Raw genomic sequence first — 22748 nt, 5'->3', positions numbered from 1 at the left:
TTACTCATTCCAGCCCGCCGCTATTGTAGATAATGCGTCAGGTCTTTTGTCGCCTTATTACGCCAGTAAAACGTAATGATGCCGTTAAAATGCGCCCATAAAAAAAGCGGCATTGCTGCCGCTTTACACAATTATGAATCTTAACCCGCCTGCGGCGGTAGCGCCAGCGGGTTCAGCGCAAGCTTCTGATAGCTTTCCACCCACTGATGATACTTATCGCCGTTTTCCCACAGACGCGAGTGAACGCGTGCCAGCACCACCGGGTCGCTGATAAGTTGCAGACGCTGTTCGCGGCTCAGCTTCTCAGGCGCGTCGCTCAGCGCCTGATCGACGCGGCGATCGCGCGCATAATCAAGCAGCTGACTCTGCCTGTGACGCGATGTCGCCAGCGCGGTCGCCAGCGCGTTAAACGCCGGATGGAACAGCGCATGCATAAAGCCATGCTTCAGGGCGCGCTCGCGGTTGAGCTGCAGATAATGGTCGGTATCCACCAGCTCTTTCGGCGGCTCGTACTCTTCCGGGATAAGGAAAAGTTTTGCGCGCTTGCTCTTCAGCCCCACCGTCGCGCGGCTCGACATCACCGATACGAACGGCGACAGGATCAGCGAGAAGACAATCGGCGCCAGCCACCACAGGAAGTTGAGATCCAGCACGCCCATGCCGACCGCCCAGACAATGCCTAACAGCATCTGCGAGCCATGACGACGGAATGCTTCGCTCCACGGCGTGGCGTCATCGTCGCGCTGCGGCGAGTTCCACACCACTTCCCAGCCCAGGAAAGCGCTGACCACAAACACGGTGTGGAACAGCATACGCACCGGCGCCAGCAAGACGGAGAAGAGCATTTCCAGCAGCAGCGAAATAAACAGACGGAACGCGCCGCCGTAAGGTTTCGCCCCTTTGAACCAGATCAGCACCACGCTGAGCAGCTTCGGCAGGAAGAGCAGCACCAGCGTTGTCGAGAAGAGCGCGATCGCCAGTTCAGGACGCCACTGTGGCCAGACCGGGAAGAGCTGCCTCGGCTGCAGGAAGTAGGTCGGTTCCATGAGCGTATGCACGACCTGTAATGCCGTGGAGAGCGCCAGGAACATAAACCAGAGCGGCGCCGAGAGATAGGACATTACACCAGTCAGGAACACCGCGCGGTGCACCGGATGCATGCCTTTCACCAGGAACAGGCGGAAGTTCATCAGGTTGCCGTGACACCAGCGTCGGTCGCGCTTCAGCTCGTCCAGCAGGTTCGGCGGCAGCTCCTCATACGAGCCCGGCAGATCGTAGGCGATCCATACGCCCCAGCCGGCGCGGCGCATCAGCGCAGCTTCGACAAAGTCATGCGACAGGATCGATCCGGCGAAGGAGCCCTCGCCCGGCAACGGCGCCAGCGCACAGTGCTCAATAAAGGGCTTCACGCGGATAATGGCGTTATGTCCCCAGTAGTGCGATTCGCCAAGCTGCCAGAAGTGCAAACCGGCGGTGAAGAGCGGCCCGTAAACGCGCGTGGCGAACTGCTGACAGCGCGCGTAAAGCGTGTCCATGCCCGACGCTTTCGGCGAAGACTGGATAATACCGGCGTTAGGGTTCGCTTCCATCATGCGCACCAGGCCGGTAAGACATTCGCCGCTCATTACGCTGTCCGCGTCCAGCACCACCATGTAGCTGTAGTTGCTGCCCCAGCGACGGCAAAAGTCGTCGATGTTGCCGCTCTTACGCTTCACGCGGCGGCGACGACGGCGGTAGAAAATCTTGCCTGCCCCGCCAACGTCGCGCACCAGCTCCATCCACGCCTTCTGCTCCGCAATCGCGATATCGGGATCGTAGCTGTCGCTCAGCACGTAAACGTCGAAGTGCTCCGCGTTGCCGGTGCGAACCACCGATTCCCAGGTGGCGCGCAGGCCCGCGAAGACGCGTTCCACATCTTCGTTACAGATGGGCATAATTAGCGCGGTGCGGTGCTCCGGGTTAAGCGGCTCATCGCCTGCCGTCGAGTAAGAGATGCTGTACTTGTCGCGCCCAATCAGCAGCTGCAAAAAGCCCATCAGCGCGGTCCAGAATCCCGCCGAGACCCAGCAGAACAGAATAGCGAACAGGAACAGAATGCCGGTCTGCAGTACATAAGGCAGGATCTGCATCACCGACTGTTGCCAGTTCTGATTCAGCATCTCCATCGGATCGAGCAGCGTCCATCCCTGATAAGGCAGAATGGTTTTCATGTACCAGGTGGCGATAACCGTCTGGAACAGGGTCAGGATCAGCAGCACATAGCGGCGGATAGATCCGACATGACGCCACTTCTCCTCGGCGCGCTGCTCTTCCGCGCTGGCGTAGCGATGCGTCAGCTTTTCGCCGCGCAGCGAGTTCCAGGCGCGCACCAGCGGGTTGGTCCGCCAGGCTTCCGGGAACATCAGCGAGCGTTTGACCTTTGGCATCGCCTTCAGCGTGGTGCGATCGAGGTAATCCTTACCGAACTGCTTTCCGTCGGCCAGCGATTCCGGCCACGCCATTTTGACGCGGGCGGAAACTGACTTAAGCGGCGCATCATCAGGACGATCGCTGGCGGCTACATCCTGGCCAAGCGTATCGTGTATGAAGTGAAACGCCTCGGCGTGTTGCAGCGAGGCGCTTAACCGGGCTTTTCCTGCCGCATCCAGCGGCAGGGCTTCCACGTAGTTTTTTGGAATAAATGTCGGATTATTCATTGGCAGGTAACTGATAGCTCCAGGTTTCCGTCAATGTCTTGTCACCGCTAACCAGCGCGGCGCGCATTTCGGTAGGCTGTTTGTTATCTTTGACGCGCAGACGCAGCACCAGACGCCAGCCTTTCGTGACCGGATTATAGCGCACGCTCTGCTCAACCACTTCACCGTTGTCGCCCACGCTGACCTGCGGCGCGACTTGGCTGTTATCCGGCATCTGGCTCATCGCTTTACCGACGAAATCGATGGTAAAGGCGATAGAACCATCCGGCTGACGCACCAGATTAGACTGCTTCACGTCTCCTGCCGAACGCAGCGTGTTTTTCACCCAGGCGGTATCGTCAGAGTGAAGCTGGCTTTCGTCGCGCGTAAAGTGCAGACGGTAGCTGAAGTTCATCTCTTTGCCCGGATCCGGCAGATTTTCCGGCGTCCAGAAGGCGACGATATTGTCGTTGGTTTCGTCCGCCGTCGGGATTTCTACTAGCTCGACACGGCCTTTGCCCCAGTCGCCCAGCGGTTCAACCCAGCCGCTCGGACGCATATCGTAGCGATCGTCGAGATCCTGATAGTGGCTGAAATCGCGGCTGCGCTGCAGCAGACCGAAGCCTTTCGGGCTTTCGATGGTGTAGGTGCTCACCGCCAGATGACGCGGGTTGTTGAGCGGCCGCCAGATCCATTCGCCGTTGCCGTTGTGAATCGACAAGCCGTCGGAGTCATGCAGTTCCGGACGGAAGTTGGTAACCGGCGAAGGCTGATTGGTGCCAAACAGGAACATACTGGTCAGCGGCGCAATGCCGAGCTTGCCGACTTTATCGCGCAGATAGACCTTCGACTGCACATCGACAGTGGTTTCTTTACCCGGATGCACGGTAAAACGATAGGCGCCCGTCGCACGCGGCGAGTCGAGCAGCGCATAGATCACCAGCTGTTTGTCCTGCGGTTTCGGACGTGCGATCCAGAACTCCTTAAAGCGCGGGAACTCTTCGCCGGACGGCAGCGCCGTGTCGATCGCCAGACCGCGCGCGGACAGGCCATATACCTGATCGGCCCCAATCACGCGGAAATAGCTTGCGCCGAGGAAGCTGGTAATTTCGTCATCTTTATCGCGCTTGTTGAGCGGATAAAGCACTTTGAAACCGGCGAACCCTAAGTTTTTCACCGCGTCGGCATCGTGTTTAACGTTGCCGAAGTTGAAATAGTCAGGGCTGTATTTGATTTCGCGCACCGCGTTAGCCGTTACTTCGTTGATTTTTACCGGCGTGTCGAAATACATGCCCTGGTGGTAAAACTCAAGTTTGAACGGCGTACGCAGTTTGCCCCAGTACGCTTTATCGTGGTTAAACTGGATCTGCTGGTAGTCAGCAAATTTCATTTCACGAAACTGAGAGGGTAAATTGCTCTTAGGCGCTTCAAAACTTTTCCCTGCCAGCGTTTTAGCTTCTTTTGCGACATCATCAAGGTTAAACGCCCAGCTATTATTGGCGTACAACGCCAGCAGAACTGCCGCGCCAACCCAGCGCATTTTCATCAGTCCGCCTTTATTTTCTACTTTAATCAGCACATCCCCCCCTTTCGTGTGCTAAGTACAAACCCATTTATCTTAAAGGATTATTCGGTTTTCCGACAGCATATCCAAAAGAATGTTCCATGGTTTCGTCAGGACAACGCCTGCTTTTAGGACAATTAAACGTTCCAGAATCAACTGATAGTATACGCTGTTTACAGCAGGTAGAATTTCCCTCCGGCATAAATCAGTTTCAGGGCGAAACTGGCCGAAACGGACTAACAAACTGGAACTTTATGAGCACAGCAAAACCTGAACGTGAATATTTTCTCGATTCGATTCGGGCGTATTTGATGCTGCTGGGGGTGCCGTTTCACGTTTCCCTCATCTATTCCACGCAGAAGTGGGCCGTCAATAGTCAGGAAGCCTCACTCTGGCTGACCGTATTGAATGATTTTATTCACGCCTTCCGCATGCAGGTCTTTTTCGTTATCTCAGGCTACTTCTCTTACATGCTCTACCTGCGCTATGAGGCGAAGCGCTGGCTGAAAGTGCGTCTTGAGCGCGTCGGCATTCCGTTGCTGACCGCAGTGCCGCTGATTACGCTGCCTCAGTTTTTTATGCTGCGTGCGCTGACGGACAAGATAGGTAACTGGGACACGCTAACGCTTTACGGCAAGTTCAATAACCTGATGTGGGAACTGATCTCGCACCTGTGGTTTTTGCTGGTGCTGGTGATACTGACCACGCTCGGCATGCTGACCTTTAACTGGCTGCGTCGACAGCATCGTCATATCGATTACAGCCGCATCGGCTGGGGCAAAGTGACGCTGGCGGTGATGGGCTATGCGCTGCTGTGGGATCTTTTCCGGCGCGCGATATTTACCTTTTTCCCGGCGCTGCTGATGGACGGCCTGTTCAGCATTATGGTGATGCAGACGCTGCTGTTTTTGCCCTTCTTTATGCTGGGCGCGCTGGCGTGGAAGCACCCTGCCCTGAAGCAGCTGTTTGTGCGTTTTAATCCGGTGATGTGCTTCGGCGCGATTCTGGTTTTTATCGCCTACAGCCTTAACCAGCGTTACAGCAGCGGCGACGGCTGGCTCTATGAGCTGGATGCGCTGATTACCACGCTGATGGGATTATGCATGCTGAATGTCTGTTTCAGCTTCGGCCACCGCATGCTGAATTCCCACTCGCCGCGCATTATGTATCTGGTTAACGCCTCGCTGTTTATCTACCTGGTGCACCACCCGCTGACGCTGCTCTACGGCATTTTTATTACGCCGCAGATTGGCAATAACACGCTGGGCTTCTTTGTGGGGCTGGCGCTGGTGTTCGGCGTGGCGTTTCTGCTGTATGAAATTCACCTGCGCATTCCGCTGCTGCGCTTCCTGTTCTCCGGCAAACCGCAGAAGAAATAGGGCAAGAACGCGGGTAACAGGGGAATCGCCCCTGTTACCCGCGGTTTGTCTCTGTTAGCCTGGGCGGCTGACCTTCAGAGCAGCCACTCAATAGGCAGACGCCACACCAGCCGCACCAGCAGGCGCTGCACCCAGGTACAGCGCGGCTCATGCTTATGCACCACCTCCTGCGCTTCGCCTGCATACTCTACCCAGTTGACGCGTCCCCACTTATCGAGACGCAGCGTCCAGGCGCGATCGCGCATCGCGGCGTTAAAGCGCTGGTGGGTCTGTCGCGCCAGCGCTTCGCTCTCAATCACCAGCCCCATTTCGGTGTTCAGCACCGCCGAACGGGGATCGAAGTTGAACGAGCCGATAAACAGCGTTTCCTGATCGACGGTAAAGGTCTTGGCATGCAGGCTGGAGCCGGAGTTACCGGTCAGACCGCGGTCATGAGGCGCGTCAGGTACGCCCGATTGCGGCTTCAGCTCATAAAGCTCAATGCCGCGCCGCAGCAGCTTTTTACGCCATTTGGCGTAACCGGCGTGCACCACCGAAACGTCGTTCGCGGCAAGGGAGTTTGTCAGAATAGCGATTTTTACGCCACGCCGTCTCAGCGCCAGCAGCTGCGCGACGCCAGCGCGCGTGGGGACAAAATAGGCGGATATAATATCGAACTGCCGCTGCGGCGCGCCGATCACGTCCAGCATGCGCTGCGGCAGCAGGCTCTTGCGCTTTGCGCGGCCCAGCCCTTTACGCGGGTCGTCGCTCAGCAGGCGCGCCCGGGCCCAGGTCATACGCAGCGTTCCCTGCTCCAGCTGGCTGACAAAGTGCGAGCTGTCAAGACGCGCCAGATAGCGCTGCACCGCCTCGCTGTCGCGCCAGTCGGGCGGCAGCGCCACCAGACCTTTCTGGTGTTCGCTCTCGTCCAGCACCTTCTTTAACGGCGCCACCGGTTTACTCTGCCAGTAGCGCTCGAAATCTTCCGTCACCTCTGCGACGACCGGGCCTATCGCCAGCACGTCAAGATCGGCGAACAGCGGTTCGCTGCCGGTAGCGAAATATTCATCGCCGACGTTGCGCCCGCCGACGATGGTCGCCACGCCGTCCACGGTAAAACTTTTATTGTGCATGCGGCGGTTGAGCCGGGCGAAATCGGTGAGGTAGCCCAGCGCGCGAATGGTACGGAACGAGAACGGGTTAAACAGCTTTACCGTAATATTGGGATGGCGATCGAGACGCGCCAGGGTATCGTCCAGGCCAGGCGTGTTGTTGTCATCCAGCAGGAGCCGCACCTTAACGCCGCGACCAGCGGCCTCCAGCAGCGCGCAGAACAGCAGGCGTCCCGACATATCGTTCTGCCAGATATAGTACTGCACATCCAGCGTGCGCTCCGCCTTGCCCATCAGCAGGTAACGCGCGGCGAACGCGTCCAGCCCGTCCGCAAGCGGATGGATGCCGCTCAGGCCGGGATGGCGGGCACTGCGCGGGCCGATAATTTCCTCAAGCCAGCTGACATCAGGCAGTTCAGTCAGCAGATTTAACGCTTCGGTCATTGGGGTTCCCTGAATAATCGACACGATCTTATTATTTAACGCTTCGCCGGTTATGGCTATACGCGCAGTCTTAGAACGGCCAGACAGCGCCGTTTTTTCAGCTAGACTTAGCCAGACTATCACGACCGGCCAGTTACAGGAGCGGACCATGACGTCAGATTCATCCCTGCTTCAGCGCCATCATCCCCGGCTGTTTAAAAGTTTTTTCCAGGGCAGCTTCCCCTGCTCTACCGCCTGCCGCACCGCAGGCAAACGGCTGGATATGGTGATCAGCAGCGGTCACGATATGCTGCTGGAGAAAGATTACGCCGCGCTGTCGGCGCAGCGTCTGCATACGGCGCGCGACGGCGCGCGCTGGTATCTGATTGAGAAAGAACCGGGCAGCTACGACTGGAGCAGCTTTCTGCCGATGCTGCAGGCGGCCAGACGTCATGAGATGGAGATTATCTGGGAGCTGGCGCACTTCGGCTATCCCGACCATCTGAATATCTGGAAAGCATCCTTTATAGAGCATTTTGCCCGTTTCGCCCGCGCGATGGCGCAGCTGATGCGCGATGAAGGCATTGAACGCCCCTTTTTCACGCCCATCAATCAGATTTCATTCTGGGCATGGGCCGGTGCCGATGTCGCCTGGTTCAATCCGCACGTCACCAACCGCGGCAAGGAGCTGAAGCGTCAGCTGGTGCGCGCGTCGCTGGCGGCGATCCATGCGATCCGCGAAGTTTATCCCGATGCGCGCTTCGTCCTGACCGATCCGCTGGTGCAGATCGCCAGCGATCCGCATAACCTGGACAGCAAACCCTATGCCGATGTGCAGCATCAGGCGCAGTTCGAAGCCTGGGATATGCTGGCGGGCCGTATCGACAGCGAACTGGGCGGCAGCGAAGATTGCCTCGATATTCTCGGGTTAAACTACTATCCCGACAATCACTGGTTCTTTCCCGGCGAACCGATGCCGGCGACGCATCCGCTGCGTCAGCCGCTGCATCGCCTGCTGGCCCAGTGCTGGCAGCGCTATCAGCGCCCTCTGCTGCTGGCGGAAACCGGCGCAGAGGGCGAGGCGCGCGCGCCCTGGTTGCAGCATATCAGCGAAGAGGCGATGCTGGCGCTGGATCAGGGCATCGGTCTGGAGGGCGTTTCGCTCTATCCCGTCGTGGAGTATCCCGCCTGGGCTGACGATCGTCGTTCGCCGGGCGCGCTGTTTGGGCTTGGCGATCCCAATGGCAACCGCACGCTGCATGAAGGTTTAGCGCTGGTACTACGCAGTCAGCAAATTAAGTTTCAGACCCGATTTCAGGAGGCGTGAGCAGGCGGTTTTTTTGGCGTGCAGCTCTGCACTTCAAGCGAAGGATCGGCAGGATGACGGACATCGGTGAGCCAGGTCATAGTAAAAAGAAATACCACGCCAATCAGACAGGCGGCCAGCAGACCAATAATGGCGATCAGTTTGTCATCTCGCGATTCCATACTTGCTCCTTCTGAACATCCCTGCCGCTTACGATTTTCTCTTTAGCTCATCCAGAGCGTCACCATCAGGACAAAGATTATAAGCGTAACAGAGGTCACCGCAAGCACCAGAATGGCGAAGTGCGCATCGTCCAGCGACTGGCGAAGGGGCTCATCTTGCGGATCGTGCGGCGACAGTGGAAGCATAGGTTCTCAACAGAAATCAGTGGCTCGCCGCTGACTTGCGGCACCGAACAGTGTAAATGAAACCGGCTGACCCGCCAGCGTTTTCTGGTACCAAAAAAGAGGGACGCGAAACGCGTCCCTCTTAGCCGGTTAAAAGTCGTAGCTGACGCCGACTTTCAGCGTGCGGCCGTCGCCTTGGGTCAGATAAGTCCCTGTGCTGTCGACGTTAGCCCAGTATTTCTCATTGGTCACGTTCTCGACCGCCACGCGCCAGACCATATCATTCTGGTTGAGCTTCATACGGTAGCGCAGCCCTAAATCCAGCGTGGTATAGCTGTCGATCTTTTTCGTGTTGGCGGAGTCGGCCCATTGCGAACCTGAGTGGTTCAGCAAGGCGGTCGCGGTCAGGCCTTCCAGCGGTTTTATGTCATACTCGGCGCCGAGCGCATAGTTATAACGGGGCACGCCGATCGCCTGCTTACCGTCATAGGTGCCGCTCTCCGTTTTTTCCATCTCTGGATTAAGCCAGGTGGCGCTTGCGTTCAAACGCAGCCCCAGCACAGGTTCGCCGAAAATATTGGTCTCCATACCGCGATGACGCTCTTCGCCATCCATGGCATAGGCGCCAGCAGCGTTGATAATGCCGGATGGTTTGCGAATATCGAACAGCGACAGCGAGCCGCCAACGCGGCCAAAGTCAGCCTTTACACCAACCTCATTCTGTTTCGAGTGCGCAATACCGGTTATTGCGCCCGGGTTGGTGACCGTATTGTTATCTGGCGCAACCGCTCCCGGCTGTAACGCCTCGGTGTGATTCGCATAGAGAGAAATGCTCTGCCAGGGTTTATAGACAAGGCCGTAAGTCGGCATCCAGCGGCTATTGGTATAGCGCGACGAGGTATCTTCCGCGCCGGTATTGTAGTTGTAGTTGCGCACCACGACTTTTTGATGGCGCGCCCCCAGCGTCAGCAGTACCGAGTCGTCAAAGAACCCCAGCGTGTCGCTCAACAGATAGCCCTGAGTACGCGAGCGCGCCGTCGTCAGCGGATCGGAGAATTTACCGCCGGCGAAGTTGGGCGACGGCGCATCAATGTCGTCAGTCGCGTAGATATTGGTCGCTGTCCCGGTCAGAGACATGTTGTAAGCATTTTTAGCATTGGTGGTCAGCGCGGAATAGCCGACATTGACCTGATGCGTGACGAAGCCGGTCGCAAAATGTCCACGCATGCCTGCCATACCGCTCATATTGTCCTGAATACGGTTGGTATTGAACGTGCTGATGGTCGCGTCACCATCGCTGTTCGTCAGTTTCGGCGTGCCGTAGTTGCCGGTTTCGTGCGCATGCTGCGCGCCGAGTCCCGCATAGGCGGTCCAGTTGTCGCTCAGGTCATACTCCGCCTTCGCGATACCGAATTCCGACTCCATATTGCTGTACACCCATTTCTGGCTGTAGTTATGAGAGTTTGACGGCACAGCAGGAATAAAATCGACGCCGCTGATGTTGACGCCCTGTAGCCCGTCATGGAAAGTTTTTTTCTGGTAGCCGACATCCAGCGAGGTACGCAGGCGCTCGCCGCGATAATCCAGCCCAACAGAGGCCGCCGTGGTCCTTTTCTTCTCGCCGTCTACGCCGGTTTCGCCTTCGCGATGAACGGCATTAAGGCGCACGCCGAACTGGTTGTCATCGCCAAAGCGACGGCCGGTATCAATAGTGGTGCCGGTCTGAGAATCGGAGGTGTAGTCGACTCCCACGCGCGTCAGCGGCAGATCGTCCGCGTGCTTCGGCTCCAGGTTAATCACGCCGCCGACGCCGGTGCTTGCCGCGCCGTTCAGCAGGCTGTTTGCCCCTTTGAAAATCTCAACGCGATCGACCAGTGAAGCGTCCATTACCTGACGCGGCACGACGCCAGACAGACCGCCAAAGGTCATATCATCACCATCAAGCTCAAAGCCGCGAATACGGTAGCTTTCAGCAAAATTGCCGTAGCCCTTAACGTTTTGCACGCCCGCGTCGTTTTTCACCACGTCGGCGATGGTTTTCGCCTGCTGATCCTGGATCATCTTCGACGTAAAACCGATGACGTTGAACGGAACGTCCATGGCGTTTTGCTCGCCCAGCATACCGAGACGGCCGCCGTGGGCGATCTGGCCATCAAGATAGGCGGGCACCAGCTGGTCGCCGCCGGGTTTGAAGTCGCTTTGCGGCGCGGCGGTAACGGTCAGGGTCTGCTCGCTGCTGCTGGCGGCAGGCGCGGCCTCGCGGGTCGCTGAAGAAGAAGCGGTACTGGTGCTGGTGGTAGCAGCCATCACTGGCAAACAACCGGTGCTGACGAACAGAGCCAGCAGCGTCGGTTTAAATCCGGGAGAAGAAAGCGAACGGCGCATAGTCGATCCCTAATGCTAAGGTTACTGATAATCATTATTATTACGGTTTGCGATTATGCGTAGCCTTACTTTTATTGCAAGCAAAATCGTATTGCAGGCGAACTGGCACAAGCGTGGCATACGGCTAGATGCCGTTAAAAGCAGGCTACTGCCACTCCTGCGACGCACAGGAGTGGCAGTTCAGTGAGTAAGGGATAACGTCAGGCGTCGCGCCAGCGTTTAAAGATAAGTGACGTGTTAATGCCGCCAAAGGCAAAGTTATTCGACTGAATATAATCGGTTTCCAGCAGCCGCGGCTCGCCCATAATGTAGTCCAGCTCACCGCATTCGGCCGCGGGCTGAAGCAGATTCAGCGTCGGCGCAAACCAGCCTTCACGCATCATCTCAATACTCATCCATGCTTCCAGTGCGCCGCACGCGCCTAGCGTATGACCAAAGTAGCTTTTTAACGATGAAACAGGCGTCCTGTTGCCAAACACGGCCGCCGTCGCCTGGCTTTCCGCGATATCGCCGCGATCGGTGGCGGTACCATGTGCACAGATATAGCCAATATGTTTCGGCGTCAGGTTAGCGCTGTGCAGCGCACGCTCAATACAGATCTGCATGGTTTCGCGCTGCGGCTGCGTAATATGCGCCGCATCGCAGTTGGTATGAAATCCCACCAGCTCAGCATAAATGGTCGCGCCACGTGCCTGCGCATGCTCCAGCGACTCAAGAATCAAGGTGCCGGCGCCTTCGCCGATCACCAGACCATCGCGCTGATGATCGAAAGGGGCAGGCGAGCTTTCGGGCGCGTCGTTGCGCTGGCTGGTGGCGAACAGCGTATCAAATACCGCCGCTTCCGAAGGACACAGCTCTTCTGCTCCGCCTGCGACCATCACATTTTGATAGCCGTGGCGGATCGCCTCCCAGGCATAGCCGATCGCCTGGCTGCCTGAGGTACAGGCGCTCGAAGTAGGAATAACGCGTCCGCGCAGGCCGAAAAACAGACCGGCGTTAACCGCTGTGGTATGCGGCATCATCTGTACGTACGTGGTGCCGGTGATGTTATTGGTGTGTTTCTCGGTCAGCATGGTAGCGAATTCGCTTACCGGCCCCGTGCTGCCGGTGGAAGATCCATAGGCGATGCCGGTTTCGCCGCTGACCAGCGCAGGATGATCAATCAAGCCCGCCTGCTCCAGCGCCAGTTCAGTCGCGCGGGTCGCCAGCAGCGATACGCGCCCCATAGAGCGAATACGTTTTCGGGTATAGTGTGCCGGTAATTCAAAGTGATCGATCGGCGCGCCCAACAGCGTATGAAGGCCGTCGTAAACCTGCCACTCCGGCATGCGACGCACCGCATTTTTACCGGCGCGAAGCCGCGTCGCTATCTCCTGCCACTGCTCGCCGAAAGCCGTGACGCCGCCCATACCGGTTACTACTACACGATGCGTCACAGCATGCCTCCATTGATAGAAATAACCTGGCGCGTAACATAACCGGCGATGTCAGACATCAGATAGCTCGCCAGTCCGGCCACCTCTTCCGCCGCGCCCATACGTTTCATCGGGACGATTTTCAGCGCTTCCTCCACCACATGCGGCTCCAGCCCCTCCATGCCGGTATCAACCAATCCGGGTGCGATGCAGTTCACGGTGATTTTGCGCTTCGCCAGCTCAATCGCCAGCGCCTTGGTGGCGCCGATAATGCCGGCTTTCGCCGCGCTATAGTTAACCTGCCCGCGATTGCCCGCAATGCCGGAAACGGAAGAGAGCGTAATAATGCGTCCGCCCTGACGCAGGCCGATCATCGGCATTACACAAGGCTGGATAACATTGTAAAAGCTGTCGAGATTAGTATGAATAACGCTGTCCCACTCATCACTGGTCAGTGCGGGGAAAGCGGCGTCGCGCGTAATACCTGCGTTGCTGACGATGCCGTAATAAGCGCCATGGGCATCGATATCTTTTTCCAGCGCGTTGCGCGTCGCAGTGCGATCCGCCACGTCGAAACTCAGCAAACGCGCGCTACCGCCTGCTGTCTGGATAAGCGCCAGCGTCTGCTCTGCGCCCTCCAGGTCGCGGTTAAAGTGCACCGCGACCTGAAAGCCGTCCTGCGCCAGGCGCAGTGCGATGGCGCGGCCAATCCCTTTGCTTGCGCCAGTAACCAACACGGAACGCGTCATGGCTGTTTTCCTTGTAAAATCAGTTGTTGTAACTCTTGTTCGTCAGGTTGATAGGTGTTTAGCCTGCCACTGGCGAGTACGCGATCGCCATAACGGATTTCACCCTCAAAACTGCCCATGCGATCGTCACGCATCAGCAGACGCAGCGTAATATCCAGCGTAATCGCGCCGGGAAAGGTTGCCGCCGCCGCGCGCCAGTTTCGGCCTCCCAGCAACATACCGGGCTGGATCTGTTGTGCCCCCGCGCGTCTGGCATGCCAGCCGGACCAGACCCCCACGGTTTGCGCCATGATCTCGACGCCAAACCAGGCGGGCAGCTCGCCCTGCGCATTAAGGAAAGGCGCAAGCACGCCGTCGGGCGCAGTGGAAACCTGACAATGTACGCTCTCATCATCTACGGCAATGACATGGTCAACCAGAACCATTGGCGTCCGATGTGGCAAATAGTCGCGGGCGGAAAGCGCTTTACTCATCATAAACGTCCTAAAATCAGGCAGCTGTTATTACCGCCAAATGCAAAAGAGTTCGAGGCGATAACGGGTTTTTGCAGCCTTTGTCGCACCAGCAGCAGCCCGCAGTCGGGCAGGCTCTCATCCTGGGTTGTCGTTGAAAAATCCTGGGGAGGCAACGGTAAACTGTCGCGCAGGATCAAGGCGGCGAGAGCCGCTTCGATAACGCCCGCAGCGCCTAATGTATGGCCGGTAAGATGCTTGGTCGAACTCGAGGGAACCTGGTCGCCAAATAAACGATGCACCACTCTGGATTCGATTTGATCGTTAAGCGGCGTCGCCGTACCGTGCAAGTTGATATAGCCCACCTCCTGCGCCGTTATGCCCGCGCTGCTCAGCGCCATCTGCATGGCGCGCTGGGCGCCCTCGCCTTCAGGATGTGGCGCCGACATATGCCAGGCATCCGATGACTCTCCTGCGCCCAACAAGGCCAGCGGCTGCGGCTCGCGCGTCAACAGCATCAGCGCGGCGCCTTCGCCGACAGAGATGCCGTCACGCTCGCGGCTAAAAGGCGCGCAGCGCTGCTCAGAAAGCGACATCAGGCTGTCGAAACCGTTAATCGGCATACGGCTGAGCGAGTCCGCACCGCCGACCAGCGCCACGTCCGCCAGCCCGGCGGCGATCAGCCGCTGGCCGCTGATAATGGCGCGCGCGCTGGACGAACAGGCGGTGGAGATAGTGTATGCCGGGCCGTCAAGCTGGAGATAATTCGCCAGAAAGCGCGACGGATCGCCCAGCTCCTGCATCTGATAGTGATAGTCACTATAAGGCGCGCGCCTGTATCGATCGCCTTCATCTACCCCTGAGGTGCTGGTGCCAAGCACAATCGCGACTCTCCCGGCACCGTGTTTCGCCACCGCCGCATCCAGCTCTGGCCGAATTTGCGCCAGTGCTGCCAGCAGTAGCTGATTATTGCGCGTATTGTGCGCCGCCAGATGTGGGGGCACCGCGGGCAATTCGCCCTCTACCGCACCAAGCCAGCAGCGTCGTCCGCCGCTCAGCCAGCCGTCACGCGGCTGCATGCCCGGCGCGAGACCGCGCCCCAGATTTTGCGCAATGGTCGCTAAATCATTACCAAGTGCGTTGAGCATGCCAAAAGCGGAGATGTAAATCATGATGCATCCAGATGTTGAATACGGATCTGGTAGCCAAACGCTCGCTGCCGGATGCTAACTGGCTCGCGCTGGCCGCCACGTTGTAGGTAGTCAATTTCCGTGACGACGTTGCCCTGCGCGTCGCGCAGTAACCGCGTCATCCCCACATCTTCCAGCTTCCAGCCTGGCGGCAGCGTTCGCAGCCACACCTCAACCGGCCACTGGCTGAGCATGACGTCCGCCAGCACCTGACTGGCTGGCGGCAGCTGCGGCAGAGGCATCAGCTGCTGGCTGTGAATGCCCTGGGCATCGTAGGTGACGCGAAACAGGCGAATCCCCACCGAGGACAATCCGGCCAGTTCGATTTTCTCGCCGTCCGCGTTTAACAGCACCAGCAGCGACTGGCTTTTTCCCCCGACCTCGCCGGTAAGCAACTGCTGTTGCTGGAATCCTGGCGTCAAGCCCGGCGGCGGCAGCGTGACGCGCACGCCAGGCTTGAGCCAGGCGGTAGGCCGCGCGCTATCGGGCGCATGGCTGGCGCAACCGCTCATCAGTAAAATCGACAACAAAGTCAGAACGACTCGCCGCATTTTCTTTTCCTTGATTTAGATGGCCGCAGCGCCAGCGGCGAGAGCAGAAAGGCGCTGAAAATCCCACTGCACAGCACAACGCCGAAGCTGGATATGGCGCTGGTACTGCTGAATACCAGCATCCCAAGCGTCAGCAAAGTGGTCATCATCGCCAGCGACACCGCCAGCAGCGAGGTCAGGGGCGTGCCTTTCGGGTTGCTGAAAAACAGGGTGTAATTGATACCGATGCCAAGCACCAGCGTCAGCGCCAGCAGCGCAAAGAGATTAAGCGAGGCGCCGATCCAGCCAAGCGTAGCGAGCGCCACGGCTAACGACAGCGCTGATGGCGTGACGCTGCGCAAACCCGCCTTTACTCCCAGACGCAGCACGTAGCTCAGCGCGATAAAAAGCAGCGCCAGTGCCAGCAGACTACTCAGCAACGTACGCCAGAAGCTGAACAGCGCATCATAGCTCGCCTTGCGATTAACCCAGCTGACGCCCGGCAGCTGTTCGGCCAGATGCTGCAGCGCTGCGCTGTTGTGCACCCCGCCTGCCGGTACCAGCACGCCGCTACGCCCATCCGGCAGCGACAGCCATAATAGCCGCCAGCCTGCGCTGAGCGGGCTGGTCAGCCAGGCCTGCGGCGTAACGGGCATGGGTTCGATATGGGGCGACGGCAGAGTCAGACCTGCCTGTTGCAGCCTTGCCATAATATGCGGGGCCGCGTCGCGCAGCAGCACCGCATCTTCCTGCTGCTGTTGCAGCGAACGTAACGGCAGGATGCGCGTTGTCTCCAGCCAGCCTGCTCGCTTCGCCTGCTGCAATGCAGGCGATAGCTTAGCCAGACGCTGCAGCGTCTGCTCCGGCGTATCGCCCCAGACCACAAACCAGGTTTGATCTGTGTGCTGACCGGTCAGCGCCGCGATCAGGCGATCCTGCGCCAGTAAAGACGGAGGCGCGCTTTGCAATTTCGCAATATCATCATCGACGCGCAGCTGGCTGACGCCCGCGATCGCATAGATCGCCAGGCTCAGCGGCAGGCCGACGCGCAGATAGCGATTGCGGCGCCACGCCGCCAGCCAGCGCCCAAGCCAGACCATCAGCGGCACTGGACGAACTGGCAGACCGCGTACCAGCCATGGATAGAGCAGGATCACCGTCAGGCAGGAAGCGGTCAGGCCGCTGGCGGCAAATACCGCCAGCTGGCGCAGGCCAGGAAACGGCGCCAGCAGCATTAACAGCCAGGCGATCGCCGTAGTGCCCAACGCCAGCAGCAGCGTGCCGCGCACCTTATGCAGACTTTCCCACGGCGAGGCGTGCGCGCCATGCACCATCCGCTCCGTCAGATAATAGAGCGTATAGTCCGCCGAAATACCGACGATGCTGAGACTCATCACCAGCGTCATCAGATGCAGTTCGCCGAAGCAGAGCAGCGTCGCTACCGTACCGGCCATCGCGCCGACGGCGACTGAAGCGATGCTGAGCAGCAGCGGACGCAGCGAACGAAAGACCAGCAGCACCAGCAGCAGCACGCCGCCGATGGTCACTGCGCCCAGCGTTTCCATATCCTTTTGCGCCCGCTGGCTGGCGTCGTCGCTGAACAGTACGGTGCCACGCGTCAGCAGCTGCGCGTCAGGCCAGCGTGATTTTAGCTGCTGCTCAAGAGACTTAAGCCGCATAACCAGCGCATGATTCTCTTTGATGCTGAAGGCGTTGGTCGCCAGCTCACCATGCAGAAAATACCAGCGCTTTCCCGGGCTCTCCTGTACCGTCAGCCAGTTATCGCGCAGCACCATACGATCGGCGTTTTGCTGAAGGGCCAGCTGCGACCCGCGCGTCAGCATAAGCGGATCGCCCTGCATCTCTTTGCTGCTCACGCCGGCGAAGGCGGAAAAAAGCTGCGCCAGTATCCAGTCAGCCTGCGTCTGATTGCGTAACCGTTCACGCGTGGCGTCGTCGATTAAGCCGTTGCGGTGGGACCAGGCGAACCGTCCCCACTCTGACTGACGCTGTTCATCCAGCGCGCCCTCAACTGCTTTCAGCTCCGGTAACGTCTGCAGCTGCGCCTGCCACCAGACGGCGGCCTGCCTGCCCTTGTCGCCGTCCGCCGTCACCAGCCAGACCAGCTGCCGATCGAGGCGCTGCATAAAGCCTTGCTGCAGTTCAGACGGCGCGGCGCCAAGCGTTTGCTGCGGCAGCAGCGCCAGCACGCTGCTGTTAAGCGGGCTGCGCGGCAGCATAAACGCCAGCGTTAGCGCCAGCGCGACGCAGAAAATCAGCCAGAGACCTGCCAGCAGGCGAGCGTTACGGGGCAAAGCGAGCACGCTCCTCGGCGCTAAGCTGTGGCGGCTGAGTACGGGTATTGCTGAGTTCGATATGCGTGCGATCGCCCTGCGCATCGTTCAGGTCGATTCGCTCGAGAAACGTCTCGCCCGACAAATCGATGCGTCTGAAGATTTTATTCAGCGGCGCAGACTTCGGCGTCAGGGCCAGCGACCAGCGCGCGTCGCCTTTATCCTGAAAATCGATCGTAAAGTTCTCTCGCAGTACGCGTTCATCCGCTTCAAACAGCGCGCGCAGCAGATGATTGAACTGAAACATCTGCGGGTTAGCCTCAGCGGTCACTGTCTGCGGCGGCTGACCGTTGAGGGTCTGAACCATACGCTTATCATCAAGCAGCAGCGTCATAGCGAAAGGTGTGCGCTGATGCCACCATAGTCCCTGCGGTTGGGCAACCAGCAGCTCCCCGCGTGATATCAGCGGCTGCGCCATGCCAGCGATAGTGCGCGTCTGAACGAAATCGGCGCGGATCACGGGCTGGCTGGCGAACCGCTGTTGCAGCTCGGTCAGCGTGACGGCGCTGGAGACACTGCTCCATAGCAGCAGCGCGCTGAGCAGATATTTCAACATCCCTTTACTCCCAGTTTTTCCAGTAGAACATCTGGTGAAACAAAACAGATCTCTTGCGTTTGCTGGCTTACCGCCACCTGCAACGTGTGGGCGCGCGTCGTGACCTGCCCCGCGGCGTTTTTTATTTCATAATCTATGCGCAGACGATTTTCATATTCGGTGATGCGCGCACTAACGCGGACGATCTCTTCGCAGCGCAGCGGCTGGCGATATTTTACGTGGGCATCAACCACCGGCCAGACATAGCCGCTGGCCGCCATCTCAGCGTAGCTGTAGCCGACCTGGCGCAGCAGCGCTTCGCGCGCCTGTTCGAAAAAGCGAAAGTAGTTGCCGTGCCAGACCACGCCCATGGGATCGCAGTCGTGAAAGGAGACCGTTATCGTCACCTCGACGGCGTGCAGATTGTTATTCATCCGGGGACTCCTCGCGGCGCGCCCGGTTCTCAGGCAGCGACCAGAAATCAAAAAAATTAAACCAGTCGAGCGGCGCCTTCAGCGCGTAAGCCTCCAGCCGTTGCGCATAGCGATCCACTACCTCCTGCAGCGCCTGCTGGCGCGTGGCGCGCGGCAACAGCAGCGGATCGGCGAAGGGTTCGCAGTAGACGCGCAACATCCCTTGCTCGCGCAGCGCGAACATCAACATTACGGGGCAGCGCAGCGCCGACGCCAGCACAAAGGGGCCCTGAGGAAACGGGGCTGGCTGTCCAAGAAAATCGCTCCAGACTACGCGCGATACGCCGCCGCGCTGACGATTTACTGCGGTTCGATCGCCAACAATCGCCACCCATTCGCCCGCATCGATTTTTTGTTGCAGCAGGATGGCGGTTTCCGGGCCGATACTGGATACAGGCAGTAGATTAACGCCAGCATCTGGCGCAATAGTTTCCAGCACAGCGCGAAATCGCTGCGCGTTATCGGTAAAGACCAGCGCATTGATAACCAGTCCGCTCACCTGCTGCGCCATAGCGCGGCACGCCTCAATATCGCCCAGATGAGAGGCCAGAATCAGCTGCCCTTTCCCTTCAGCCCGGCGTATCGTCACTTCGGCACCCGGGGCGAAGTCAATCTCTTTGCCCCAGCGCAGGTCGCCGCGCCAGCTGGCGACTTTATCCAGCATCGCTTCAGCAAAGCGCAAAAAGTGACGGTAGCTATTGAGCGGCTGCGGAAGCGTGACGTGGCGGCTTTGCGCATAGGCGGCAACGCGCTGCAGATAACGCTGCGACGCGCGACGCGCGTTCAAGCCGGTCAGCCAGTAGACCGCCACCACCGGCCAGAGCAGCAGCGTAAAGGGCAACCGCCCGCCGTAGCGCCACAGCGCCAGCATAAAACGCAGCCCGGTCTGCCCGCGTCGCTCTGGCTCGCCAGACCAGTGTCTCTGCTGCCTGCGCATCGCCACCAGCTTTGGGATGCGCGGCAACATGCCGAAAAAAAGCCGGGTATGCATCCACGAAATACGCAGATTGTCCCGCAACGCATCGAAATGCGACAGGCCCGCTTCGGGATAGACCACGCGCGTTGCGATAAAGCGGCTCGGCGTGCCCTGCCAGTAGAGCCGCACCATAATCTCGGTATCAAAATCCATTCGTTGACCAACTGAGCGCCGGTCGCACAGCGCCAGCGCGGGCACCAGAGGATAAACGCGGAAGCCGCACATGCTGTCCTTAATGGAGAATGACAGCGTTTCTACCCATACCCAAAAGTGGGTGACATAGCGTCCATAAAGTCGAGCTTTAGGCACCGAGTCATCATAGCGAGGACGACCCGAGATCAGCTGTTCCGGGTAGCGGCGCGCCTCCGCCAGCATCAGAGGCACATCCTCAATGGCATGCTGGCCGTCAGCGTCAAGCTGCAGGGCGTGGGTATAACCTTGTTGTCTCGCGGCGCGCAGCCCAAAAATCACCGCCGCCCCTTTTCCCTGATTCGCGGGCAGGCGCAAAATATCAAGCTGATCGGCGTGAAGCTGCGCCAGCTGCTGCTGCGTCGCGGCGTCGCTGCCGTCATCCACGATAATGATCGGCAACTTAAAAGGGGCCAGCCGCGCAAGCACCGACGCCATGGTTGCGCCATGGTTATAACAAGGGATCACCACGCAGGGCGAAAAGTCGGTCTTCAGCACAGCAGGATCTTCCCACTGCTGGCGCTTTGCTGCTCGCCATCGCGCAGCAGCAGATAGCGGAAGCTGACACGGGATTTGCTTTCATCCCAGTCGAGTTCAAGCTGGAGATGGGAACCAGGAGGCACCGGCTGCTGAAATTTAATATTTTCAAGCGCGCTGAAAACCTTGCCTGGCGCCAGCAGCGTGGTCGTATAGTGCATAACCCAGTCGAGTTGCGCCACGCCGGGCAGAATGGTCAGCGCGGGAAAATGGCCCTGAAACCAGAAAAGGTCGGCCTCAACCTGAAAGTGAAACAGCGCCTGCGATCCGCTGATTTTACGGCTGCGCTCAATCGGCAACATGAAAAAGCTCCTCAATGTGTGTCCAGGCGCGTTTGCTCTGACTGGTGACAGGCATCTCTTCTACGACGCGCCAGTAGCGCGGTAGCGCGACCGGCTCCAGCCAGGGATGCAATTGCCCGCGCCAGAGGCGTTTTAGCCGACTCAGCTCCACGGCTGTTGGCTGCCAGTCAAGCTGTACGGCAACGGCGACGGCGCGACGGCTGCCGCGCGTCATCACCAGCGCGGCGGCATCTTTTACGCCTGGCAGCGCCAGTACGCGGCGTTCCACTTCGCTCAGCGAGACGCGTTTATCTTCGATTTTCACTACGCGATCGTGGCGTCCCGCCAGCTGAAAACGCCCGGTCTCGTCTGTCTCCAGCCGATCGTCCAGCAGCCAGCCGCTGGCGTCAGGAAGCAAATCTGAGAAAATCTGCCAGCGTTCGCCCGCTGTTTTGTTCAGGCGAACAGCGGGAAAGCAGCGCCAGGACGGCGTTTCGCCATCATGCTCGCGCCAGGCGATCACGCCTGTTTCTGTACTGCCGTAAATCTCGTTGATGCGGCAGCCCAGCGCCTGCTGCGCGGCCTCCGCATGCTCTTCTTCCAGCATGCCGCCCGCGGAAATAACCAGCGCGCACTCTGGCGCGGCAAGCGATGCGTCAAGACGACGTAAAAAAGCGGGACTGCTGATAAAAACGTAAGGCTTATCTCGTTCCAGCTGCGTCAGTTGCTCGTTGTACAGGATCTGTTGCGCCGCAAACGGACAAGAGAGCGCCATCGGCATAAACAGGCGGAAACTTAACCCATACAGATGCTGGTGGCTGACGGAGGCGATAAACCGACACGATGCAGCCTGAGCGCCCCAGCGTTCAATAAGCCATTGCGCCTCACGCTCCATCACCGCCAGCGGCTTGCGTACGGCGCGCGGCGTACCGGTAGAGCCAGAGGTGAAAAGCACCAGCGCAGCATCGTCAGGCAGCGGCGGCAGCGCGTCCTCGCTTTCTTCTTCATGCCACATCAGATGCGGCAGCCTGATATCAAGAGGCATATCGCTGACGACGCCGTCTATTTCCGCACGCATCTCCTCCAGCTGCCGGGCGCGACAGTGGCCTGGAATCACCGGCGTCTTACCCGCGTACCAGGCCGCCAGCAGCGCCACGCAAAAGCGGTAGGTGTCGTCGAAACAGAGCGCCCAGCGCTTCTCCGGCACGGCGGCGAAGCGCGCGGCGAGCGCAGCGGCCTGACGGCGCATGGTACTGCGCAGCAGCGGACGCTCGCCGCGAAAGGCGACCACGCCCTCTGGCGCGTTTAGCCATAAGCTGACCGGTAATATCTTCATCTTTCTTGTCTGATTCGCTGGCGCACCAGCCACTCCCCTGCCATCAGCGAGCCTGTCAGCAGGTAACTGACGCCACCGTTCCACAGCGTCCACCAGTTAAGGTTTCCTGCCACACAGGTCGCTGCGGCGACGCTGCCGTTAAACAAGAAGAACAGCGACCACAGCCAGGTGACGCGGCGCGTATAGTTGACGCCTTGCGGCGACAGGTTGGGTTCGCGCAGGCGCGCGATACGCTCCACCAGCGGCATCGGACCGCGCAGTGAACCGGCAAACATAATGAGCAGCAGCAAATTAACCAGTACCGGATACCACAACAGCAGATGCAGGCTGCGCAGCGCGCCGGCGCTGAAAGTAAAGATTGCGCCGAACAGCGACAGCCAGGCGCTGAGCCGCGTCATCGCAGCGGGCTTACCGCGCAACCACCACCAGCGCAGCGCAAACATGACGCTAAGTGGCCAGAACAGGATCTGCCATTCCGGATGGGCTGCGACGAGCAGCACGATAAACGGCCACATTAGCAGCGAAAGCGCATTCAGCAGACGCAACGCGGCAGACAACATC

20 protein-coding genes are annotated in these 22748 nt (G+C 59.0%); 2 read left to right on the top strand and 18 right to left on the bottom strand.

Going from position 1 to position 22748, the window contains the following annotated elements:
- Positions 1–140 precede the first annotated feature (140 nt).
- Together mdoH and EKL29_RS01670 are read right to left on the bottom strand one after the other, a co-directional pair.
- Positions 141–2696: a glucans biosynthesis glucosyltransferase MdoH gene (gene mdoH, locus EKL29_RS01675; protein ID WP_120451969.1), complete on the bottom strand. Its 2556-nt coding sequence runs from the start codon at positions 2694–2696 to the stop codon at positions 141–143.
- Positions 2689–4224, bottom strand: a complete 1536-nt coding sequence (locus EKL29_RS01670) for a glucan biosynthesis protein G (RefSeq protein WP_179256403.1) — start codon at positions 4222–4224, stop codon at positions 2689–2691. The genes mdoH and EKL29_RS01670 overlap by 8 nt, the downstream gene beginning before the upstream one ends.
- A 269-nt stretch (positions 4225–4493) precedes the next feature.
- Here EKL29_RS01670 and mdoC point away from each other — a divergent pair, with 269 nt between their 5' ends.
- Positions 4494–5618 (top strand): glucans biosynthesis protein MdoC, encoded by a 1125-nt coding sequence (mdoC, locus tag EKL29_RS01665; RefSeq protein WP_120451965.1) that lies wholly within the window; start codon positions 4494–4496, stop codon positions 5616–5618.
- Between the two features lie 74 nt (positions 5619–5692).
- Here mdoC and EKL29_RS01660 read toward each other — a convergent pair whose 3' ends face one another.
- Positions 5693–7153 (bottom strand): phospholipase D family protein, encoded by a 1461-nt coding sequence (locus EKL29_RS01660; protein WP_126688696.1) that lies wholly within the window; start codon positions 7151–7153, stop codon positions 5693–5695.
- Between the two features lie 148 nt (positions 7154–7301).
- Between EKL29_RS01660 and EKL29_RS01655 the strand changes: the two genes are divergently transcribed.
- The gene (locus EKL29_RS01655) at positions 7302–8459 is read left to right on the top strand and encodes a beta-glucosidase (protein ID WP_120451963.1); all 1158 of its coding nucleotides are present in this window, start codon (positions 7302–7304) and stop codon (positions 8457–8459) included.
- Here the strand turns inward: EKL29_RS01655 and EKL29_RS23170 are convergent.
- The 15 genes from EKL29_RS23170 to EKL29_RS01590 all read right to left on the bottom strand — a co-directional run bounded on the left by EKL29_RS23170 (position 8447) and on the right by EKL29_RS01590 (position 22747).
- Entirely contained in the window at positions 8447–8620 is a 174-nt protein-coding gene (locus EKL29_RS23170; RefSeq protein ID WP_167456946.1) for a hypothetical protein, read from the bottom strand. The two genes, EKL29_RS01655 and EKL29_RS23170, sit on opposite strands and share 13 nt — an antisense overlap.
- Positions 8621–8662: 42 nt before the next feature.
- Positions 8663–8806 (bottom strand): hypothetical protein, encoded by a 144-nt coding sequence (locus EKL29_RS23165; protein ID WP_167456945.1) that lies wholly within the window; start codon positions 8804–8806, stop codon positions 8663–8665.
- Positions 8807–8935: 129 nt separating this feature from the next.
- A complete protein-coding gene (locus EKL29_RS01650) occupies positions 8936–11170 on the bottom strand; it encodes a TonB-dependent siderophore receptor (protein ID WP_126688695.1) in 2235 nt (744 codons plus the stop codon).
- A 200-nt stretch (positions 11171–11370) separates the two neighbouring features.
- Complete coding sequence (locus tag EKL29_RS01645; RefSeq protein ID WP_126688694.1) at positions 11371–12606, bottom strand: beta-ketoacyl-ACP synthase; 1236 nt, start codon at positions 12604–12606, stop codon at positions 11371–11373.
- Positions 12603–13334, bottom strand: coding sequence for a 3-ketoacyl-ACP reductase FabG2 (locus EKL29_RS01640; protein WP_126688693.1), 732 nt, complete (start codon positions 13332–13334; stop codon positions 12603–12605). The genes EKL29_RS01645 and EKL29_RS01640 overlap by 4 nt, the downstream gene beginning before the upstream one ends.
- Positions 13331–13807, bottom strand: coding sequence for a 3-hydroxy-fatty acyl-ACP dehydratase (locus EKL29_RS01635; protein WP_376749695.1), 477 nt, complete (start codon positions 13805–13807; stop codon positions 13331–13333). Before EKL29_RS01635 ends, EKL29_RS01640 begins: the two co-directional genes overlap by 4 nt.
- Positions 13807–14958 (bottom strand): beta-ketoacyl-[acyl-carrier-protein] synthase family protein, encoded by a 1152-nt coding sequence (locus EKL29_RS01630; RefSeq protein ID WP_126688691.1) that lies wholly within the window; start codon positions 14956–14958, stop codon positions 13807–13809. Before EKL29_RS01630 ends, EKL29_RS01635 begins: the two co-directional genes overlap by 1 nt.
- On the bottom strand, positions 14955–15527 hold the full coding sequence (locus EKL29_RS01625) for a DUF3261 domain-containing protein (protein ID WP_126688690.1): 573 nt from the start codon (positions 15525–15527) through the stop codon (positions 14955–14957). The genes EKL29_RS01630 and EKL29_RS01625 overlap by 4 nt, the downstream gene beginning before the upstream one ends.
- Positions 15509–17821, bottom strand: coding sequence for an MMPL family transporter (locus tag EKL29_RS01620; RefSeq protein ID WP_311778953.1), 2313 nt, complete (start codon positions 17819–17821; stop codon positions 15509–15511). The genes EKL29_RS01625 and EKL29_RS01620 overlap by 19 nt, the downstream gene beginning before the upstream one ends.
- Positions 17811–18416 (bottom strand): outer membrane lipoprotein carrier protein LolA, encoded by a 606-nt coding sequence (locus tag EKL29_RS01615; protein WP_126688688.1) that lies wholly within the window; start codon positions 18414–18416, stop codon positions 17811–17813. The genes EKL29_RS01620 and EKL29_RS01615 overlap by 11 nt, the downstream gene beginning before the upstream one ends.
- Positions 18410–18829: a thioesterase family protein gene (locus EKL29_RS01610; RefSeq protein ID WP_126688687.1), complete on the bottom strand. Its 420-nt coding sequence runs from the start codon at positions 18827–18829 to the stop codon at positions 18410–18412. The genes EKL29_RS01615 and EKL29_RS01610 overlap by 7 nt, the downstream gene beginning before the upstream one ends.
- A complete protein-coding gene (locus EKL29_RS01605; protein WP_126688686.1) occupies positions 18822–20531 on the bottom strand; it encodes a glycosyltransferase in 1710 nt (569 codons plus the stop codon). Before EKL29_RS01605 ends, EKL29_RS01610 begins: the two co-directional genes overlap by 8 nt.
- Positions 20525–20872, bottom strand: coding sequence for a hydroxymyristoyl-ACP dehydratase (locus EKL29_RS01600; RefSeq protein ID WP_126688685.1), 348 nt, complete (start codon positions 20870–20872; stop codon positions 20525–20527). The genes EKL29_RS01605 and EKL29_RS01600 overlap by 7 nt, the downstream gene beginning before the upstream one ends.
- On the bottom strand, positions 20859–22187 hold the full coding sequence (locus EKL29_RS01595) for an AMP-binding protein (protein ID WP_126688684.1): 1329 nt from the start codon (positions 22185–22187) through the stop codon (positions 20859–20861). Before EKL29_RS01595 ends, EKL29_RS01600 begins: the two co-directional genes overlap by 14 nt.
- Entirely contained in the window at positions 22184–22747 is a 564-nt protein-coding gene (locus EKL29_RS01590) for a hypothetical protein (protein WP_126688683.1), read from the bottom strand. Before EKL29_RS01590 ends, EKL29_RS01595 begins: the two co-directional genes overlap by 4 nt.
- Position 22748: the final 1 nt, after the last annotated feature.

It is taken from the genome of Pantoea sp. YU22 (assembly GCF_003970755.1).
Taxonomy (GTDB): domain Bacteria; phylum Pseudomonadota; class Gammaproteobacteria; order Enterobacterales; family Enterobacteriaceae; genus Pantoea; species Pantoea piersonii.
Note: the sequence above shows the minus strand (reverse complement) of the source record. Positions and strands in the feature narration are given on the sequence as shown.

What these genes read in the sequence shown, in the direction of transcription:
- EKL29_RS01600 (WP_126688685.1), bottom strand. Translation starts at nt 20,872, where the DNA reads ATGTTGCCGATTGAGCGCAGCCGTAAAATCAGCGGATCGCAGGCGCTG.
- EKL29_RS01625 (WP_126688690.1), bottom strand. Translation starts at nt 15,527, where the DNA reads ATGCGGCGAGTCGTTCTGACTTTGTTGTCGATTTTACTGATGAGCGGT.
- EKL29_RS01590 (WP_126688683.1), bottom strand. Translation starts at nt 22,747, where the DNA reads ATGTTGTCTGCCGCGTTGCGTCTGCTGAATGCGCTTTCGCTGCTAATG.
- EKL29_RS01640 (WP_126688693.1), bottom strand. Translation starts at nt 13,334, where the DNA reads ATGACGCGTTCCGTGTTGGTTACTGGCGCAAGCAAAGGGATTGGCCGC.
- mdoC (WP_120451965.1), top strand. Translation starts at nt 4,494, where the DNA reads ATGAGCACAGCAAAACCTGAACGTGAATATTTTCTCGATTCGATTCGG.
- EKL29_RS01595 (WP_126688684.1), bottom strand. Translation starts at nt 22,187, where the DNA reads ATGAAGATATTACCGGTCAGCTTATGGCTAAACGCGCCAGAGGGCGTG.
- EKL29_RS01635 (WP_376749695.1), bottom strand. Translation starts at nt 13,807, where the DNA reads ATGAGTAAAGCGCTTTCCGCCCGCGACTATTTGCCACATCGGACGCCA.
- EKL29_RS01660 (WP_126688696.1), bottom strand. Translation starts at nt 7,153, where the DNA reads ATGACCGAAGCGTTAAATCTGCTGACTGAACTGCCTGATGTCAGCTGG.
- EKL29_RS01615 (WP_126688688.1), bottom strand. Translation starts at nt 18,416, where the DNA reads ATGTTGAAATATCTGCTCAGCGCGCTGCTGCTATGGAGCAGTGTCTCC.
- EKL29_RS01650 (WP_126688695.1), bottom strand. Translation starts at nt 11,170, where the DNA reads ATGCGCCGTTCGCTTTCTTCTCCCGGATTTAAACCGACGCTGCTGGCT.
- EKL29_RS01610 (WP_126688687.1), bottom strand. Translation starts at nt 18,829, where the DNA reads ATGAATAACAATCTGCACGCCGTCGAGGTGACGATAACGGTCTCCTTT.
- EKL29_RS01655 (WP_120451963.1), top strand. Translation starts at nt 7,302, where the DNA reads ATGACGTCAGATTCATCCCTGCTTCAGCGCCATCATCCCCGGCTGTTT.
- EKL29_RS01630 (WP_126688691.1), bottom strand. Translation starts at nt 14,958, where the DNA reads ATGATTTACATCTCCGCTTTTGGCATGCTCAACGCACTTGGTAATGAT.
- mdoH (WP_120451969.1), bottom strand. Translation starts at nt 2,696, where the DNA reads ATGAATAATCCGACATTTATTCCAAAAAACTACGTGGAAGCCCTGCCG.
- EKL29_RS23165 (WP_167456945.1), bottom strand. Translation starts at nt 8,806, where the DNA reads ATGCTTCCACTGTCGCCGCACGATCCGCAAGATGAGCCCCTTCGCCAG.
- EKL29_RS23170 (WP_167456946.1), bottom strand. Translation starts at nt 8,620, where the DNA reads ATGGAATCGCGAGATGACAAACTGATCGCCATTATTGGTCTGCTGGCC.